Annotated in this window: 15 protein-coding genes; 9 read left to right on the plus strand and 6 right to left on the minus strand. The window is 60.4% G+C overall.

Annotated elements, in window-relative coordinates:
* Positions 1–30: 30 nt before the first annotated feature.
* From AMM33_RS13965 to AMM33_RS13980, 4 genes are all read right to left on the minus strand, one after another.
* Positions 31–1,131 carry an alpha-hydroxy acid oxidase gene (locus tag AMM33_RS13965; RefSeq protein ID WP_090141914.1) on the minus strand — a complete coding sequence of 367 codons (1,101 nt, stop codon included), beginning with the start codon at positions 1,129–1,131 and terminating at the stop codon, positions 31–33.
* 25 nt (positions 1,132–1,156) lie between these two features.
* Positions 1,157–1,846: a Fe2+-dependent dioxygenase gene (locus tag AMM33_RS13970; RefSeq protein WP_090141915.1), complete on the minus strand. Its 690-nt coding sequence runs from the start codon at positions 1,844–1,846 to the stop codon at positions 1,157–1,159.
* Between the two features lie 13 nt (positions 1,847–1,859).
* The gene (locus AMM33_RS13975; RefSeq protein ID WP_090141957.1) at positions 1,860–4,151 is read right to left on the minus strand and encodes a TonB-dependent receptor; all 2,292 of its coding nucleotides are present in this window, start codon (positions 4,149–4,151) and stop codon (positions 1,860–1,862) included.
* A gap of 153 nt (positions 4,152–4,304) precedes the next feature.
* The gene (locus tag AMM33_RS13980) at positions 4,305–5,312 is read right to left on the minus strand and encodes an extracellular solute-binding protein (protein WP_369802444.1); all 1,008 of its coding nucleotides are present in this window, start codon (positions 5,310–5,312) and stop codon (positions 4,305–4,307) included.
* A 183-nt stretch (positions 5,313–5,495) separates the two neighbouring features.
* On the opposite strand from AMM33_RS13980, the gene AMM33_RS13985 reads away from it, so the two are divergent.
* Complete coding sequence (locus AMM33_RS13985; protein ID WP_090141958.1) at positions 5,496–6,386, plus strand: patatin-like phospholipase family protein; 891 nt, start codon at positions 5,496–5,498, stop codon at positions 6,384–6,386.
* Between the two features lie 173 nt (positions 6,387–6,559).
* Here AMM33_RS13985 and AMM33_RS13990 read toward each other — a convergent pair whose 3' ends face one another.
* A complete protein-coding gene (locus AMM33_RS13990) occupies positions 6,560–7,093 on the minus strand; it encodes a phasin family protein (protein ID WP_090141917.1) in 534 nt (177 codons plus the stop codon).
* A gap of 186 nt (positions 7,094–7,279) precedes the next feature.
* On the opposite strand from AMM33_RS13990, the gene AMM33_RS13995 reads away from it, so the two are divergent.
* The 8 genes from AMM33_RS13995 (at position 7,280) to AMM33_RS14030 (ending at position 15,770) form a co-directional block, all read left to right on the plus strand.
* Entirely contained in the window at positions 7,280–8,209 is a 930-nt protein-coding gene (locus AMM33_RS13995) for a histone deacetylase family protein (RefSeq protein ID WP_090141918.1), read from the plus strand.
* A complete protein-coding gene (locus tag AMM33_RS14000; protein WP_090141919.1) occupies positions 8,206–8,646 on the plus strand; it encodes an acyl-CoA thioesterase in 441 nt (146 codons plus the stop codon). Before AMM33_RS13995 ends, AMM33_RS14000 begins: the two co-directional genes overlap by 4 nt.
* Positions 8,643–9,380 (plus strand): nitroreductase, encoded by a 738-nt coding sequence (locus tag AMM33_RS14005; RefSeq protein ID WP_090141920.1) that lies wholly within the window; start codon positions 8,643–8,645, stop codon positions 9,378–9,380. The genes AMM33_RS14000 and AMM33_RS14005 overlap by 4 nt, the downstream gene beginning before the upstream one ends.
* A 160-nt stretch (positions 9,381–9,540) precedes the next feature.
* The gene (gene pncB / locus AMM33_RS14010; RefSeq protein WP_090141921.1) at positions 9,541–10,725 is read left to right on the plus strand and encodes a nicotinate phosphoribosyltransferase; all 1,185 of its coding nucleotides are present in this window, start codon (positions 9,541–9,543) and stop codon (positions 10,723–10,725) included.
* A gap of 53 nt (positions 10,726–10,778) precedes the next feature.
* The gene (locus AMM33_RS14015; protein ID WP_090141922.1) at positions 10,779–12,200 is read left to right on the plus strand and encodes a sodium:proton antiporter; all 1,422 of its coding nucleotides are present in this window, start codon (positions 10,779–10,781) and stop codon (positions 12,198–12,200) included.
* Positions 12,200–13,186 carry a 2-hydroxyacid dehydrogenase gene (locus tag AMM33_RS14020; RefSeq protein WP_090141923.1) on the plus strand — a complete coding sequence of 329 codons (987 nt, stop codon included), beginning with the start codon at positions 12,200–12,202 and terminating at the stop codon, positions 13,184–13,186. The genes AMM33_RS14015 and AMM33_RS14020 overlap by 1 nt, the downstream gene beginning before the upstream one ends.
* On the plus strand, positions 13,183–14,601 hold the full coding sequence (locus AMM33_RS14025; RefSeq protein ID WP_090141924.1) for a DNA recombination protein RmuC: 1,419 nt from the start codon (positions 13,183–13,185) through the stop codon (positions 14,599–14,601). Before AMM33_RS14020 ends, AMM33_RS14025 begins: the two co-directional genes overlap by 4 nt.
* Positions 14,598–15,770 carry an MFS transporter gene (locus AMM33_RS14030; RefSeq protein WP_090141925.1) on the plus strand — a complete coding sequence of 391 codons (1,173 nt, stop codon included), beginning with the start codon at positions 14,598–14,600 and terminating at the stop codon, positions 15,768–15,770. Before AMM33_RS14025 ends, AMM33_RS14030 begins: the two co-directional genes overlap by 4 nt.
* Before the next feature lie 37 nt (positions 15,771–15,807).
* On the opposite strand, the gene AMM33_RS14035 is transcribed toward AMM33_RS14030, so the two are convergent.
* Positions 15,808–17,163 carry a TolC family outer membrane protein gene (locus tag AMM33_RS14035; protein WP_090141959.1) on the minus strand — a complete coding sequence of 452 codons (1,356 nt, stop codon included), beginning with the start codon at positions 17,161–17,163 and terminating at the stop codon, positions 15,808–15,810.
* Positions 17,164–17,186 lie beyond the last annotated feature (23 nt).

Raw genomic sequence — 17,186 nt, forward strand, 5'->3', positions numbered from 1 at the left:
TAAAAGGGGCTCAATGGAAATCAAGGGGCGTCAAACGGGCTGCAGAGGCCACAAGCGGTCTCTGTCAATGTCTTGAAGGTGCGCGCAACCCGTCAGAGCCATGGTGGCCTCGAACTCGTCGCGCAGCAGGCGCAGCACATGCGCTGCACCGCGGGCACCCGCATGGGCCAGGCCATACAGGGCAGGGCGGCCAATCAGCGCGGCATCGGCTCCCAAGGCCAGTGCTTTGAACAGGTCGGTGCCACGTCGGATACCACCATCGACAAGCACCGGCGCTTGTGGGTGGTGCTGGCGAACGGCTTGCACGATGCGCGGCAGCAACTCGGCTGTGGCCGGCAGGGTGTCCAGCACGCGGCCGCCGTGGTTGCTGACGATCACACCTGCTGCGCCCAGATTCAGCGCTTGCACAGCGTCTTGCGGGTGGATGATGCCCTTGAGCAGCACGGGCAGGCGGGTCTGGCCAATCAGCCACTGCACATCGGCCCAAGTGGGCGCGGCATCGGTCAAGCCAGCGCACAGGCCTTGGGCGTGGGTTTTTGTTGGGCTGTTGTCGGGGGCCTTCCAATGCGCCGCCTTCACGCCCTCGGGCAAAGGCATGCCCTGGCGGCGTTCGCGGTCACGCACGCCGTGTACCGGGGCGTCCACCGTGAGCACCAGGGCTTCAAAACCAGCGGCTTCAACCTGTGCCAACAGCTCGCGCAGGGCACCCCGGTCGGTCAGCCAGTAGAGCTGAAACCACAAGGGGCCACGTTCGCCGTCGGAGGCCACCAGCGCAGCCACATCGTGCAAAGGCGTGCTGGTTTGGTGGGACAACACCATGCCGCAGCCTTGCGCGGCGGCGGCCAAAGCCATGCCCGATTCCCCATCGGCATGGGCCCAGCGCTGGTAAGCCATGGGCGCCACCAGCAAGGGCATGGGCCATTCGCGGCCCAGCAAACGGCAACGCGTGTGGCCACCGCGCAGGTCTTGCAACACGCGCGGCGACAAGCGCAGACTTTGCCAAGCGGCCACGTTGTGGCGCAGTGTGATTTCGTCTGCCGCACCGCCGCTGAAATAGGCCCAAGCCGCCTCGCTCAGCGCCGCTTGTGCGGCGTGTTCGTGGTCTTGCAGGTTGACGATGGGCTGGGTCATGGTGTGTGCGGGTTCAAGGGGCAGATCAGGTGTTGGCCCACTGGCGCAGCAGCTGGTGATACACCCCGGTCAAAGCCGTGGTCTCGGGCGTTTCGCCGTGTTGTTCACGCAGCTTGAGCAGGTTCATGTCCAGATCGAACAGGATGCGGCGCTGTTCATCTGAGCGCACCATGCTTTCGACCCAGAAAAAGCAAGCCAGGCGCTGCCCGCGTGTGACGGGCGTGACCTCGTGCAAGGTGTTGCCGGGGTACAGCACGGCATGGCCTGCGGGCAGCTTGACGCGGTGCACCACGCTTTGGTCTTGCGCACTCAGCTCGCCGCCTTCGTAGTCATCGGGATCGTTCAAAAAGACGGTGCACGACAGGTCGCAGCGCACGCGCTGGCCGTCGGCACGCAGTCGAATCGCGTTGTCAATGTGCCAGCCGTAATGCGGAAATTCTGGCGTGTAGCGGTTGATGCGGGGTGTGAACACCTTCAAAGGCAAGGCCGCTGAAAAGAAGGTGCTCGACTGGTCCAGCCCACCGAGCACCCAGTGGCGAATTTGCGCGGCCACCGGGTGTTGGTGCGGCAGTTGCAGGTTGTCTTTGACCGTGCGGGCTTGCGGGCCTGCACTGTCCCGCCCGTCCGCCCAGTCCGATTCGGGCAGGGCCAGCAACAGGTCGCGGGCCTGGCGCACGGTGTCCGGGCTGAGCAATTCGGGCAGGAAACGGACCATGTGGGTGTCGTCCTCAGAATTTGTAGGACGCGGTGATTTGCGTCAAACGGCCTGCACCCGGGATGTAGTGGCCGGGGTACAACTGATCGGCATACAGCTTGTTGGTGACGTTGCTCACATTGGCTTTGAAGCTCAGGGCATCGCTGTAGGCGTATTCGGCCATCACATCGCCCACCACAAAGGAGGGCACTTCAAATGCGACACGGGTGGGGGTCTGGCGTCCCCGGAAAGTCAGACCAACGCCTGCACGCCATTGCCCGTTGATTTGGTAAGTCGTCCAGGCGCTGCCGCTGTGCACGGGGGTCAAAGCGGGGCGATCGCCTACCCGTTCACCAAGGGCGCCCTGGCTGCATGGGCCTGTTGCAGGGCAGGGGGCGGCCTTGCTCACTTTGGCATCCGGCATCCAGGTGAAGGAGCCAAACACTTCCCATTTTTGCGTCAAGCGACCCGCCACATCGATTTCCAGCCCCGAGGCATAGCGGCTACCGCTCAGTGTGACCACAGGCAGCAAGGGGTCGGTGTTGCGTTCATTCTTTTTGGTGGCGCGGAACAAAGCCAGGCGCGTGGTGAAGCGTTTGTCGGCCGAGTCGAGCTTGGCGCCCAGCTCCCAATTCACGGATTGTTCGGGTGGTGTGTCCACATTCGAGGCACCAAGGGAATAGGAGTCCCCAGTGGTGTTGAACGAGGTGCCATAAGACAAGTGGAAGGACTGCAAGTCATTGGGCTGGAACAGCACGCCTGCGCGTTGGCTCCACTCGCCCACCTTCATGCGGTAGCGGGTTGGGGTGCCATTTTCTGTGGCGTTGGGGGGAGGGCCGAACTGGTCGTAGTCGCCTTTGAGGCTGTCGTAGCGCAAGCCTCCCAATACTTTCCACTGGGGTGCCACTTGCACCAGGTCTTGCAGGTACGCACCCCAGCCGGTGCTGCTGTACTGGTTGTTCACACGCAGCACGCGGGTGCTTTCGTTGACCCTGGCGCCGTCATGGGGTGTGCCAATGGTGGTGGTAGGCTTGGTGATGGTAACGCCACCTTGCGCACCCGCTGTGCGGGCGACGTAGACGGTTTTGTCCTCGGTGGCCAGGTCCACCCCGGCCAGCAATTCGTGTTTCAGACCCAGCGCCTGGAACTTCTTGCTGAAATCACTTTGCACATGCAGCGTGTCCATGTCCTGAATCTTCAGGTGATTGCCCCGGGTCATGACCGTGTTGGGGCCGAAGGTGGCCAAACTGACGGCTTGCCTGCCCGGTTGGCTGGCGGCGTTGGCAAACCGCACGGCGCCTGCGCGCTGATCGCGCTCGTATTGCCCCTTGCGGATTTGCGTTTTCAGTTCGCTGTCGGCCGAAAAGCGGTGTGTGTGGCTGGCCGTCAAGTGTGTCGCGCGGCTCGCGTTGTAGTCGCTGGCTGCGCCGTAATAGGCCTTGGGGTCCAAAGGCAAGACGGTAGACTCCAGCGGGGAGGTGGAGGTGCTTGGGCGAATCCAGGGCATGCCATAGTTCATGCCATTGTTGTTGTTCAGGTGGTACAAGCCAAGTTGGAACTCGTCCTTCTCGCCAATGCCCCATCGGTAAGCCCCGGCGATGCCTTCTTTGTCCAAAGAACTGCCCGAGCCGTTGTTGTCGGCTTGGGTTTTCATCACGTTCAGGCGCAGCGCGGCGCTCTCACCCGTTTGCTTGTTGAAATCGCCCACCAGCCGCACATGCTTGTGTGAGCCCAGGGTCAAGTCCACCTGGCTTTCATCCATGAGGCGAGGTGTTTTGCTGACCTGGTTGACCGCGCCGCCCGTGGAGCCACGGCCAAACAGCATGGAAGCGGAGCCGCGCAGCACTTCCAGGCGGTCCAGGTTGAATGTGTCGCGCTCATAGAAAGCCGGGTCGCGCACGCCGTCAACAAACACATCACCCGTGGCCTGCAAGGAAAAGCCGCGCAAACGGATGTCTTCTTCACCCCCTTCGGCTGCCAGAAAGCTGATGCCTGCGGTGTTTTTCAACGCTTCTTTAAAGGTGTCCAGGTTGCGGTCATCCATGAGTTTTTCGGTCACCACGGTCACCGATTGCGGAATGTCGCGCAGTGCTTGCTGGCCTTTGCCGATGCGTGTTTCCGTGGCGCGCACGCCGTGCTTGCCCTCGGCCATGTCGGTTTCAGCCTTGTCCTTGACGGTCACCGTTTTGAGGGTGCTCTCTTCAGGCTTGTTTTGGGCCATGGCAGCAGGCGCGGCTGAGAGCGAACCCGCCAGCATGATGGCGGCCAGGGGCAGCAATTTGGCTGGAGGGCGCGAATTTTGGGCGTTTGTGTGTCTTTGAGTCATGGTGATGCGAGTCATTGATGGATGGGGAAAAAGGCAAAACAGGTTTGCCGATGGGGTCAATGGCTGGCTATCACCACCCGGGCGTGCGCCCGGTGTGAATGGCTGGCTGATGGAGAGAAGGTGGGTCGCCAGCGGCGACCCCCGGGCGAGGCTTTACTTGAAGCCCACGCGGTCCAGCATTTGCTGCACCTTGATTTGGTTCATGCCCACGGCACTGATCGGGATCAGCTCGCTTTTGAAACTGCCGCCGGTCATGGCTTTGAGGGCCGGGTTGTCAAAGCTCACGCCTTTGGCCGCTGGCCACTCGTTGTTGCCGTTGGCAAAGTGGTTTTGTGCTGAAGGGCTGGCCAGGTATTCGAGGAATTTGACCGCGTTGTCGGTGTTTTTGGCATGGCGGGCCACAGCGCCACCGGCCACGTTCACATGCGTGCCCCAAGAGTTTTGGTTAGGGAAGACCACACCGATTTTTTCGGTCACCGCTTTGTCGGCCGGGTTGCTTGACCGCATCATGCGGGCCAGGTAATAGGTGTTGGTGACGGCCACGCCGCATTCGCCCGAGGCCACGCCTTTGATCTGGTCTGTGTCACCGCCTTTGGGGCTGCGGGCCATGTTGTCCACCAGACCTTTGAGCCAGACCTCGGTTTTGGCAGGGCCCAGGTGCTCGGTCATAGCACCAAACAGGCTCAGGTTGTAGGGGTGCGAGCCGCTGCGGATGCACAAACTGCCCTTGAGCTTGGGATCGGCCAGTTTCTCGTAGCTGTCCACGTCTGCTTTGCTGAACTTGAGCTTGTCGTAAACGATCACACGCGCCCGTGTGGACAGGCCAAACCAGGCCGTGCCGCCATTGTCGGCGGGCTTGGCGCGCAAGTTGGCGGGGATGGCGTCTTCAAGTTTGACCGACTTGATGGGCAAGAAGAGACCATCCACCTCGGCACGCCACAAGCGGGCGGCGTCCACCAGCAAAATCACGTCGGCGGGTGAGGCCGCGCCCTCGGCCTTGAGTCGGGCGAGAATACCCGCATCATCGGCATCCACGCGGTTGATCTTGATCCCAGTGGCTTTGCTGAAGTCGCTGTACATGACTTCATCGGTGGGGTAATGCCGGGCCGAGTAAATGTTCAGGCTCTTGTCGTGTGCAATGGCGGCAGCAGATGCGCTCATGCAAGCAATGATGAATGCAGATTGGACGAAGTTCATGGAATTTGGCCTCAAGATGTTGCGGTGCGTTGGCTGAAGTTTATATCAAATGAGAATCATTATCAATAAGGTGGGTTTGTGAATCAAAAAAACAATGACAACTTGAGGTGCGAGGGCTCGGGTAGGCGCGCGGCTTGGGTGCGGGCCATGGGGGCGTTCGCTTTGGCTTGCGGGCTTTTGTCTGCTGGGTGTTCCAGTGTCGGTCCCGCCCGGCCGGATGCCTCTGGAGCCAGCACCGCGCCTGAGCGCCGCACTGTGCAGCTGGGCCTGGCTTTGGGCGGAGGCGCGGCCAGAGGCTTTGCCCATGTGGGGGTGATTCAGGTGCTTGAAGAAGCCGGTCTGCATCCGAGCCATATGGCCGGAACGTCGGCCGGCAGTCTGGTAGCAGCCCTGTATGCAAGTGGCAAAAGCGGCAGTGAACTGACCCGGCTGGCCGAGTCCATGCAGGAAGCGGAAATCACCGACTGGATGCTTCCCATCCTGAACCGGGGCGCCCTGCGCGGTGAGGCCTTGGCCAAATATGTGAACACCCAGGTTGGTGGCAAAAACCTGGAGCAGATGAAGATTCCCTTGGGCATTGTGGCCACCGATTTGCGCACGGGTGAGGCCATCACGTTCAGACGGGGCAATACGGGGGCTGCTGTGCGGGCATCGAGTGCGGTGCCTGCGGTGTTTCAGCCTGTTCGCATCGGCGGGCATGAGTATGTCGATGGCGGTTTGGTCGCCCCGGTGCCCGTGCGTCAGGCCCGTGAGATGGGGGCTAATTTCGTGATCGCGGTGGACATTTCCAGCGACCCCGAGGGCAATCCATCAGGCGACACCTTCCAGATCCTCATGCAGACCTTTGCCATCATGGGCAAGAGCATCAACACGCTGGCCTTGAAGGACGCCGATTTTGTGGTTCGGCCCGCCTTGTCGGGCGTCAAAAGTGCCGACTTTGGTGCCCGTCGACGCTCCATTGAAGCCGGGCGTGCAGCGATGCTGGCCCAGTTGCCAAGCCTGAAGGATCGGTTGGCCGCCTTTGAAGCGGGGCGTTGAACTGATGCCTGGCCTGCCGCATGTGGCAGGCCCTGCAAAAGCACAAAAAAAGGGCTGATCTTGCGATCAGCCCTGGAAGGGATCCCTGTTTCCCTGACGAAATTCAAAGAGATCCGAGGAGACAACTTGCAAAAACAGCAGCAGATCTTTGCAAAATCTGCCGCTTGAGAAAATCACTTTTTCTTGGCAGCCTTGGGAGCAGCAGTTTGTGCCACGGCAGCCAAGTTGGTCTCGGCCAGGTCAGTGGCTTGCTTGACGGCTTTTTGCACGGACTCGAAAGCCGTGTTGGCGGCGGTCACGGCACCCTTCATCATGGCCACGGCATGCTCGGAACCTGCTGGAGCGTTTTGAGCGGCGCTGTCCACCAAAGTGGCGAACTGCTTTTGCGCAGCGGAGCTTTGGGCTTCGAAGGCCTTGGTGAACTCGCTGCCCGTGCCCGACGCGATGTCGTACAGGTGGCGGCTGTAAGCGGCAGTTTTTTCAGCCAATGGCTGGAACAGGTTGGCTTGCATGGCCAGCAATTCCTGGGCGTCTTTCACGCTCAAAGCGGCTTGGGTGTTATTGGCGGATTCGTCCAAGGCGGCCTTGGCCACGCTCAGGTTCAGTTCAACCATTTTTTCCACGCCTTCGAAGGCTTTGGCGGTCAGGCCAAACAGGGTTTCCACATTGGCTTTGTGCGAGGCAACGATTTGTTCGGGTGTCATCATGAGGGGCTCCAGAGATAAGTTCGGTTTCAAGAAGACTGCGCCGTAACTGGCCGGGACCGTACAACTTTGTTGCAGTGCAGCATGGGTTGAATTTTAGGGTTTCTACTGGGTATTGCAAGGGGATGGGCCCACACGTGGCTCAGTTTAGAGAGGGTTTTCTAGAATCACCTTGCTCAGAATCAAAACATGCACGCCTACTACGCCGACCACTTTGTCCTGCCCCTGCCCGAAGGCCACCGCTTTCCGATGCGCAAATACAGCCGTTTGCGCGACCGCTTGTCGCAAGAGTTGCCCGGCGTGCGCATGCGCGAGGCCCCAGCCGCGAGCGACGGTGAGCTGGCGTTGGTGCACACGCCCACCTACATCCAAGGCGTGGCCACGGGCAGCCTTGAGGCGGCTTTGCAACGCGAGATCGGTTTCCCCTGGAGCCCGGCCATGGCCGAGCGGGCGCGTCGATCCGTCGGGGCCACGGTGGCTGCGGCCCGCGATGCGCTGGCCCAAGGCGTGGCAGGCAACCTGGCGGGCGGCACGCACCACGCCTATGCGCACAAGGGCGGGGGCTTTTGTGTGTTCAACGACATCGCCGTGACGGCCCGCCTGATGCAGGCCGAGGCCTGGCGGCACCACCGCCAGCAGATGAAGGTGGCGGTGATCGATCTGGACGTGCACCAGGGCAATGGCACCGCGCATGTGTTTGCCAACGACCCCAGCGTGTTCACCCTGTCGATGCATGGCGAAAAGAACTTTCCTTTCCGCAAGGAGCCGAGCGATCTGGATGTGGGCCTGCCGGACGGCTGCACCGACGAACCTTATTTGCAAGCCCTGCACCAGGCGCTGCAGACCCTGCAGGACCGCTTTGACCCACATTTGGTGATTTACCTGGCCGGGGCCGACCCGCACGAGGGCGACAGGCTTGGACGGCTCAAATTGACGATGGACGGCATGCAGGCCCGCGACCGGGTGGTGATGGACTGGGCCTGGCAGCGCAGGCTGCCGGTGGTGCTGTGCATGGGCGGGGGCTACGGCCACGACATCGAGACCACGGTGCAGGTGCAAATGCAGACCTGGGATGTGGCTTTGGGCTATTGGCAACGCTGGCACAATCTCGGGCGATGAACACGCCTGCCAAACCCCAAGCCGACGCCCGCAGCAGCTACAAAGCGTTTCGCCCCATCAGCACGCGCTGGATGGACAACGACGTCTACGGCCATGTGAACAACGTGGTCTATTACAGCTGGTTCGACACCGCCGTGAACGCCACCCTGATCGAGCAGGGCGTGCTCGACATTCACGCTGGCACCACCATCGGCCTGGTGGTGGAAACCCAGTGTTTTTACTTCGCGCCGCTGGCTTTTCCGCAAACCGTTGACGCGGGCATCCGTGTGGCCAAGCTGGGCACGTCCAGTGTGCGCTACGAGGTGGGCCTGTTCGCGCAAGGCGAAGACCTCACCGCCGCCCGTGGCCATTTTGTGCATGTGTACGTGGACCGCGAGACCCGCCGCCCTGTGCCCTTGCCGGCCGCACTCAAAGCATTTTTGGAGACATTGACATGAGCATTTTGGACATCGGACCCCAGGTCAGCACCCGCGTGAACGACCCGGCCAGCGTGGACGCGGCCATCTTGAGCCGCTTTTCGGCCCGGGCCTACCTGCCCCAAGCGGTGGAGCGCAGTGTTTTGCAAGAGGTGCTGAGCGTTGCAGCACGCTCGCCCAGCGGCACCAACACCCAGCCCTGGAAGGTCTATGTGTTGCAGGGCGCCAAGCGCGACGAGCTGGTGGCCAAGACCTGCGCGGCGCACGACGCCATCAGCGCCAATCCGGCCTTGGCCGCTGACTACGCTGAGTCTTATGACTATTACCCTGAAAAATGGGTCAGCCCCTACATCGACCGCCGACGCGAGTGCGGTTTTGGTTTGTATGGCGTGCTGGGCATTGGCAAGGGCGACAAAGCCCAGATGCACGCGCAGCACCAGAAAAACTTCCGCTTTTTTGACGCACCCGTGGGCCTGATCTTCACCATCGACAAGGTCATGGGCCGGGGCAGTTTGCTGGACTACGGCATGTTCTTGCAAAGCATCATGGTGGCCGCCCGCTCGCGCGGCCTGCACACCTGCCCGCAAGCGGCCTGGAACGGCTTTTCCAAAATCATCTTGCCGCTGGTCGGTGCGGGTGACAACGAAATGGTGGTCTGCGGCATGTCGCTGGGCTATGCCGACGAGTCGGCTTTGGTCAACACCTTCCAGACCACCCGCGTGCCGGCCCAAGACTTCACCCACTGGGTGGACTGAAGTCGAACGGCCCGAACATCAGGGCCTATCTGACGGGCCTCAGTCAGCAATAGATGGCGCCTTGCTTGTGCATTGGGACGCCGATCCCTCAAGGCGCTTGCTTTACCATCTGCCATCGCCTAACGAGTTGCTCCCTCATCAGGGGTGACCCTCACACGCCATGATCATCACCAGCTTGCTCGACACCGACCTCTACAAATTCACCATGATGCAGGTCGTGCTGCACCAGTTTCCGGGGGCACAGGTCGAATACAAATTCAAGTGCCGCAACCCGGGCATACCTCTGGCGCAGTTTGTCCAAGAAATTCGCCAGGAAATCCGCTCGCTGTGCAGCCTGAGTTTCACCGAAGGCGAGCTGCAATACCTGCGGTCCATGCGCTTCATCAAGAGCGACTTTGTGGACTTTTTGGGGCTGTTCAAACTCAACGAAAAATACATCCAGGTCACGGCGCTGCCCTCGCAAGAGATCGACATCACCATCCAGGGCCCCTGGCTGCACACCATTTTGTTCGAGATCCCGGTGTTGGCCATCGTCAACGAGGTCTATTTCCGCAACACCCAAAAGGTGCCTGATCTGATGGAGGGGCGCCGCCGACTCGACACCAAAATCGCCCAATTGCAAGCCCCGGGCCTTGAAACACTCAAAATTGCCGACTACGGCACGCGTCGACGGTTTTCACGGGCTTGGCATGAAGAGGTGCTGCGGGTTTTGTCAGCGCGCTTGGGCACAGGACCTGGCGGTCAATTCGCCGGAACAAGCAACGTGTATTACGCCTATTTGTTGGGCCTGACGCCGCTGGGCACCATGGCACACGAATATTTGCAGGCCGCGCAAGCACTGGGGCCGCGGTTGCGCGACAGCCAGATTTTTGCCTTTGAGTCGTGGGCCAAGGAATACCGGGGAGACCTGGGCATTGCGCTCAGCGATGTCTATGGCTTCAACGCCTTCTTGCGCGATTTCGATTTGTACTTTTGCAAGCTGTTTGACGGCGCACGGCACGACAGCGGCGACCCCTTCAGCTGGGGCGAGCGCATGATTGCGCATTACCAGCAAAACCGGGTAGACCCCAGGACCAAGACCCTCATCTTCAGCGACAGTTTGACCATTCCGCGCACGATTGAGCTGTACCAACAATTCCGCGAACGCTGCCTGCTGGCCTTTGGTGTGGGGACCAACTTGACGAATGACCTGGGTTACGAGCCGCTGCAAATCGTCATCAAAATGACGCGTTGCAACGGTCAGCCCGTGGCCAAGCTGTCGGACTCGCCCGGCAAGGGCATGTGCGACGATGAAAAGTATTTGGCCTATTTGCGCCAGGTTTTTGAAATTGCCCCCAACGCCTGAACAAGAGGCTTGGGCCGTTAACATACGGCAGCATTTAACAGGAGATTTGCATCATGGCTCGATGGGGTAAGCGGTGGACCGCGTTGCTGGCTTTGCCGCTGTTGTTGTTGTCCGGCGGGGCTTTTGCCGCCGATTTTGATGGCGCTCAGCTGTCGGTGATGTGGGGTGTGCCTTTTGCAGGCATTTTGTTGTCAATTGCCTTGATGCCTTTGCTGGTGCCCCATTTCTGGCACCACCATTACGGCAAAGTAGCCGCCGCTTGGGGCTTGGCATTCCTTGTGCCTTTCGCCATGGTGTTTGGTCCCGCAGCAGCAGGCGCGAACACGGTGCACGCCCTGTTTGCCGAATACATCCCCTTCATCATTTTGCTCACTGCCTTGTTCACCGTGTCGGGCGGTATTTTCATCCGTGGTAACTTACACGGCAGCCCGGGCCTGAACACCGCCATCTTGGCCATTGGGGCCGTGCTGGCCAGCTTCATGGGCACCACAGGTGCGTCCATGCTGCTGATTCGCCCGCTCATCCGCGCCAACGACAACCGAAAGCATGTAGCGCATGTGGTGGTGTTTTTCATCTTCATCGTGTCCAACGCAGGCGGCTCTTTGACGCCTTTGGGCGATCCCCCCTTGTTTTTGGGTTTCTTGAAGGGTGTGGACTTTTTCTGGACCGTTAAAACCATCTTCCCCGAGACACTGTTTTTGGTGGGCAGCTTGCTCGCCATCTTCTTTGCGCTCGATTCCTGGTTTTACCACCGCCGTGAAGAGGTGCTGCTGCATGACCCGACACCCGATTCCAAAGCGATTGGTTTTGACGGTGCCATCAATTTCTGGCTGCTGGCAGCCGTCGTTGGCTTGGTGTTGATGAGCGGCTTCTGGAAATCCCCCGTGTCTTTCAACATCTACGGCACCGAAGTCGGTTTGCCGGGCGTTTTGCGCGATCTGGGTCTGGTGGCCTTGACCATTCTGTCACTCAAGATCACACCGGCCAAAGTGCACGAGGACAACCAATTTGGCTGGGCTCCCATGGCCGAAGTGGCCAAGTTGTTTGCCGGCATTTTCCTGACCATCATCCCGGTCATCGCCATGCTCAAGGCGGGTGTCAATGGCCCATTCGGCGCAGTGGTTCAAGCGGTGACCCGGCCCGATGGCAGCCCCGACGTGATGATGTACTTCTGGATTACGGGCGCATTGAGTTCATTCCTCGACAACGCACCCACTTATTTGGTCTTCTTCAACACCGCAGGCGGTGACCCGCAGGTGCTGATGACCACCTTGGCCCCGACGCTGGCCGCCATTTCGGCTGGTGCCGTGTTCATGGGTGCCAACACCTACATCGGTAATGCGCCCAACCTGATGGTCAAAGCCATCGCCGAAGACCGTGGCGTGAAGATGCCCAGCTTCTTTGGTTACATGTTGTGGTCGGGCGCTGTCCTGATTCCTTTGTTCGTGGTCATGACTTTCATCTGGTTCAAGTGATGTCCAAACCCGCTGTTTTGGTGGCCCGCGCCATCTTCCCCGAGGTCCTGCAGTCTTTGGCGCAGGTGTTTGAAGTCGAAAGCAACCAGGCCGATGAGGTCTGGTCTGCCGCTGAGCTGACCCGCCGCATGCAAGGCAAAGTGGGGGCCCTGACCACCGGCAGCGAGCGCATCGACGCGGCGCTGCTGCAGGCCAACCCGCAACTGCGCATCGTGGCCAATATGGCTGTGGGCTTCAACAACTTTGATGTGCCCGCCATGACTGCTGCGGGTGTACAGGCCTGCAACACACCCGACGTACTGACCGAAACCACGGCCGATTTTGGCTTTGCTTTGCTCATGGCCACCGCCCGCCGCATCACCGAAAGCGAGCATTTCTTGCGCGCAGGTCACTGGACCAAGTGGAGCTACGACATGTTCGCCGGGGCCGAAGTGCATGGCTCAACCCTTGGCATCATTGGCATGGGCCGCATCGGTCAGGGCATTGCCCGCCGGGCGGCGCATGGCTTTGGCATGCAGGTGATTTACCACAATCGCTCGCGCCTGAATCCCGAGTTGGAGGCTGCCAGCAAAGCCCGCTATGTGAGCAAGGAGGAATTGCTCAACACGGCGGACCATGTGATGCTGGTGGTGCCCTACAGCGCCGAGTCGCACCACACCATTGGCGCGGCCGAGCTGGCCCAGATGAAGCCTACAGCCACCTTGGTCAACATTGCACGCGGCGGCATTGTGGACGATGCGGCCTTGGCCAAAGCCTTGGCAGCGCGCCAAATTGCTGCGGCGGGCATCGATGTGTTCGAGGGCGAGCCTTCGGTGCACCCTGACTTGCTCAAAGTGCCCAATGTGGTGCTCACCCCACACATCGCCAGCGCGACCATCCAGACCCGAAAGGCCATGGCCCAGCTGGCAGCTGACAACCTGGTGGCCTACCTGAGCCGTGGCCAGGCGCTGACACCTTTGAACAGCTTGCCCGGCACCGCTGCATGAACGAATGGGTCTTGCTGGCCCTGGGTGGGCTGAACCTGTTGTTGTTGGTCTGGCTGCTGCTGCGCCGCAGCGCTTCGCCCGATGCGCAAGCGCAGCGAACCGCTGCGCTGCTGACCGAGCAAATTGCAGCGCAAAGGGGCGAACAATACGCCTGGTATCAGCAACAGTTTGCGGCCATACAAAGCCAAACCGAACGCCTTGAGCGCGAACTGCGCACCGAAATCAGTCAATCCGGTGTGCAAGGCCGACAAGAGGCCATGCAGACCCTCACGCTGTTCCAGCAATCGTTGCTGCAGCAAAGCGCTGAAGCTACCCGCACGCAAAACCAGCAAATCGACGCGCTGGCCCAGCAACTGGCCTTGCTGCAAAAAAGCCTGACCGACAGCCTGGCCCAGCAGGTCAATGCGTTGTCTGAGGCCAATGCCCGACGCTTGACCGAAATGCGCGGCACCATGGAAACGCAATTGGCGCAGCTGCAGCAAAGCAATTCTGCCAAACTGGACGAGATGCGCCAGACCGTGGACGAAAAACTGCAAGCCACCTTGCAAGCCCGCTTGGGCGAGAGCTTCAAACAAGTGGCCGATCGCCTGGAGCAGGTGCACAAGGGTCTGGGCGAAATGCACACCCTGGCGCAAGGCGTGGGCGACCTCAAGCACCTGCTGACCAACGTCAAGACCCGAGGCATGTTTGGCGAAGCGCAGCTGGCTTCATTGCTCGAACAAGTGCTCACGCCCGAGCAATACGCGGTGCAGGTGGCCACGCGGCCTGGCGACAAAAACCGGGTGGACTTTGCGATTCGTCTGCCCGGCCGCTCGGACAGCGGCCTGCCCGTGTGGTTGCCGATTGACGCGAAGTTTCCCAATGAAGATTACGAGCGCCTGCTCGAAGCCCAAGGTCGCGCTGACCCGGTGCAGGCTGAGCTGTGCGCCAAGGCGCTGGAGACACGCATCAAGCTTGAAGCCCGGTCGATTGCGGACAAATACCTGGAGCCCCCGCACACCACCGACTTTGCGGTCATGTTTTTGCCCACCGAAGGCTTGTATGCCGAAGTACTGCGTCGCCCAGGGCTGATGGAAGCCCTGCAGCGCGACCACCGCGTCACGCTGGCCGGCCCCACCAACCTGATGGCCATGCTCAACGCCTTGCAAATGGGCTTTCGAACCTTGGCGCTTGAAAAACGCTCCAGCGAAGTCTGGCAGGTGCTGGGTGCGGTCAAAACCGAGTTCGGCAAGTTTGGCGATGTGCTGAGCAAGGTGCGCAACCAGACCCAGACGGTGCTCAACACGCTCGACCAAGCGCAAACCCGCAGCAACGTGATGCATCGCGCCCTGCGCCAGGTGGATGCGCTGCCCGAGTTGCAAGCCCAAACACTCTTGCCCAGCGGGCCGGATGTTCCCCAAGAGGATGACAAGTGAGCCCCGATCTGGCCCGCCTGATTGCTGGCCAGATGTTTTTGCATGCGTGCATGGCGGGGACACGCATGGCCATTCCCTTGTTGGCCCTCAAGCAGGGATTCAGTCCCGTGGCAGTGGGGGCACTGTTGGCCTTGTTCGCGCTGTCTGCCATGTTTTTGGCGCTGCCTGCAGGCCGTTACAGCGACCGACGGGGCTTGCAAAAAATCCTGCGCATCAGCATTGTCCTGGCGGCATCGGGTGTGCTGTTGTCGGCGCTGTGGCCAATATTCCCGGTCATGTGCCTGAGCGCTTTGGCCACAGGCGGTGCCACCGGCATGGCTGTGATCGCCATGCAGCGCCATGTGGGCCGCATGGCCAAAGACCCGGCCGCACTCAAGGTGGCGTTCAGTTGGTTGTCTCTGGGGCCTGCCGTGTCCAATTTTGTCGGCCCTGTGCTGGCTGGCTTGTTGATTGACTTTGCCGGACCCGAGGCGGGGCACGTTTCGGGCTTCAGATGGGCCTTCTTGCTGATGGCCGTGTTTCCGTTGTTCACATGGTTTTGGGTACGCCCAGTGCCTGAGCTGCCCCTTTCACCCGAACTCGCCAACGCCCAACCCCGACGTGCGCTGGATTTGCTGGCCGAGCCCATGTTGCGGCGCTTGCTGGCGGTCAACTGGTTGCTGTCTTCGTGCTGGGATGTTCACACCTTTGTGGTGCCTGTGCTGGGGCACGAGCGCGGTTACAGCGCTTCGGTGGTGGGCGCCATCCTGGGGGCCTTCGCCTTGGCGGCGGCTTTCATTCGGGTGTGTTTGCCATTCATCGCGCGCCACGTCAAAGAGCACCAAATCATCACGAGCGCGATGGTGTGCACCGCCTTGCTGTTTGCGGTCTACCCCCTCATGCCCACCGCTGGGACCATGGGGGTGTGCTCGGTGTTGCTGGGTTTGGTGTTGGGTACGGTGCAGCCCATGATCATGAGCACCTTGCACCAGATTACCCCGGCACACCGTCAGGGCGAGGCGCTGGGTTTGCGGCTGATGAGCATCAACGCGTCGAGTGTGCTGATGCCCATGCTCTTTGGCACGGCCGGTGCCATTGCGGGCGTGGCCCCCGTGTTTTGGGTGGTGGGCACATCGGTGGGCCTGGGTGCCCGAATGGCCTGGAAACTCAGGGCCACACACAGCCATTGAACCTGAGGGCGAGGGGCAGGCCCACCGCCTTGGGGGCTTATTTTTGCAGCAGGGCGTTGATACTTTGCAGGTCTTCGGCCTTGAGCGTGCCGCTGGCCTGGCGCAGTTTGAGTTGGCCCACCAACACGTCGTAGCGGGCTTTGGCCAGATCGCGTTTGGTCTGGAACAGCTGGCTTTGGCTGTTGAGCACGTCGATGTTGATGCGCACCCCCACTTGGTAACCCAGCTTGTTGGCGTCCAAAGCAGCCTGGCTGGAGGCTTCTGCGGCTTCCAGCGCCTTGACCTGGCCCAGACCCGATTGCAGGCCCAGATAGGCGGTGCGCGTGGCTTGTGCCACCTGACGCTGAGCGCCTTCCAGATCGTTGCGAGCCTTGTCTTCCAGGGCCAGGGTTTCACGGATGCGGTTTTGGGTGGCGAAGCCCGCGAACAGGGGGACGTTCAGGCTGACGCCAGCACTGGCGATGGTGATTTGGTTATTGACTGGAAGTATTGAAACAGACGTTCCGTTGATGTTTTTCTGTATGTTGTAACCCAGTGTGAAGTCCACAGTGGGTTTGTGTCCCGCTTCGGCTTTTTCAGTTTCGAGTTTGGCAATTTCCAGATTGGCGCGGGCTTGCCGAATACCGGGGTGCATCTGTTCGCTTTGGGTGATCCATTCCTGGGCATCAGTGCCTGGAGCAGAGGGCAGGATGGCAGCAGCATTCAGCACGGTGGGCTTGATGCCCGTTTTGCCGACCAGCAATTCCAGTGCGACTGTTTTCACGCGGAGATCATTGTCCGCGGCAATTTCCTGCGCAGTGACCAGATCAAACCGGGCTTGGGCTTCTCGGGTGTCGGTGATGGTGGCTGTGCCTACTTCGAAATTGCGTTTGGCGCTGGCCAGTTGTTCCGCCACTGCGGCTTTTTGTGCTTTCACGAAAGTCAAACTGTCTTGTGAGGACAGAACATCGAAATAGGCCTGACTTGTACGCACGATCAGGTCTTGTTCTGCCTGCAGCAAGGTCGCCCGGGCAGCATCCAGTGCTTTTTGGCTTTGTTGGTAAGTGGCCAGATTGGCCGGGCGGTATAGCGGTTGTGTTGCGTTGATGCCCGTAGTTTGAGTGGTGTAGTTGTAGTTTGAGTTAGCAGTTTCAGGACTCATGGACCTGTCTGCTCGCGTCACGCCAGCGCCCAGACCCACAGTTGGCAACAACACCGCCTTTCCCTGATCTGCTTTCGCCAGATTGGCCTCGTACTGAAATTTTGCAGACTGGTAGCTGGCGTCATAGCCTTTGGCCATTTCGTACACGTCCACCAGGCTTTGTGCCTGGCTGGTGCTGGCCAAAGCCAGGGAGGCAAGCAGGCTCACGGGCAGGCGGCGAAACAGGGTGGTGGACGGGCGGGGTTGCTGCATGGACATCTTTCTTGAAGCCGAAA

It is taken from the genome of Limnohabitans sp. DM1 (assembly GCF_001269385.1).
Taxonomy (GTDB): domain Bacteria; phylum Pseudomonadota; class Gammaproteobacteria; order Burkholderiales; family Burkholderiaceae_C; genus Limnohabitans_A.

Excerpts from the sequence above, each read along its gene's own strand:
- AMM33_RS13965 (WP_090141914.1), bottom strand. The coding sequence starts at position 1,131 with ATGACCCAGCCCATCGTCAACCTGCAAGACCACGAACACGCCGCACAA.
- AMM33_RS13970 (WP_090141915.1), bottom strand. The coding sequence starts at position 1,846 with ATGGTCCGTTTCCTGCCCGAATTGCTCAGCCCGGACACCGTGCGCCAG.
- AMM33_RS13975 (WP_090141957.1), bottom strand. The coding sequence starts at position 4,151 with ATGACTCAAAGACACACAAACGCCCAAAATTCGCGCCCTCCAGCCAAA.
- AMM33_RS13980 (WP_369802444.1), bottom strand. The coding sequence starts at position 5,312 with ATGAGCGCATCTGCTGCCGCCATTGCACACGACAAGAGCCTGAACATT.
- AMM33_RS13985 (WP_090141958.1), top strand. The coding sequence starts at position 5,496 with ATGGGGGCGTTCGCTTTGGCTTGCGGGCTTTTGTCTGCTGGGTGTTCC.
- AMM33_RS13990 (WP_090141917.1), bottom strand. The coding sequence starts at position 7,093 with ATGATGACACCCGAACAAATCGTTGCCTCGCACAAAGCCAATGTGGAA.
- AMM33_RS13995 (WP_090141918.1), top strand. The coding sequence starts at position 7,280 with ATGCACGCCTACTACGCCGACCACTTTGTCCTGCCCCTGCCCGAAGGC.
- AMM33_RS14000 (WP_090141919.1), top strand. The coding sequence starts at position 8,206 with ATGAACACGCCTGCCAAACCCCAAGCCGACGCCCGCAGCAGCTACAAA.
- AMM33_RS14005 (WP_090141920.1), top strand. The coding sequence starts at position 8,643 with ATGAGCATTTTGGACATCGGACCCCAGGTCAGCACCCGCGTGAACGAC.
- pncB (WP_090141921.1), top strand. The coding sequence starts at position 9,541 with ATGATCATCACCAGCTTGCTCGACACCGACCTCTACAAATTCACCATG.
- AMM33_RS14015 (WP_090141922.1), top strand. The coding sequence starts at position 10,779 with ATGGCTCGATGGGGTAAGCGGTGGACCGCGTTGCTGGCTTTGCCGCTG.
- AMM33_RS14020 (WP_090141923.1), top strand. The coding sequence starts at position 12,200 with ATGTCCAAACCCGCTGTTTTGGTGGCCCGCGCCATCTTCCCCGAGGTC.
- AMM33_RS14025 (WP_090141924.1), top strand. The coding sequence starts at position 13,183 with ATGAACGAATGGGTCTTGCTGGCCCTGGGTGGGCTGAACCTGTTGTTG.
- AMM33_RS14035 (WP_090141959.1), bottom strand. The coding sequence starts at position 17,163 with ATGCAGCAACCCCGCCCGTCCACCACCCTGTTTCGCCGCCTGCCCGTG.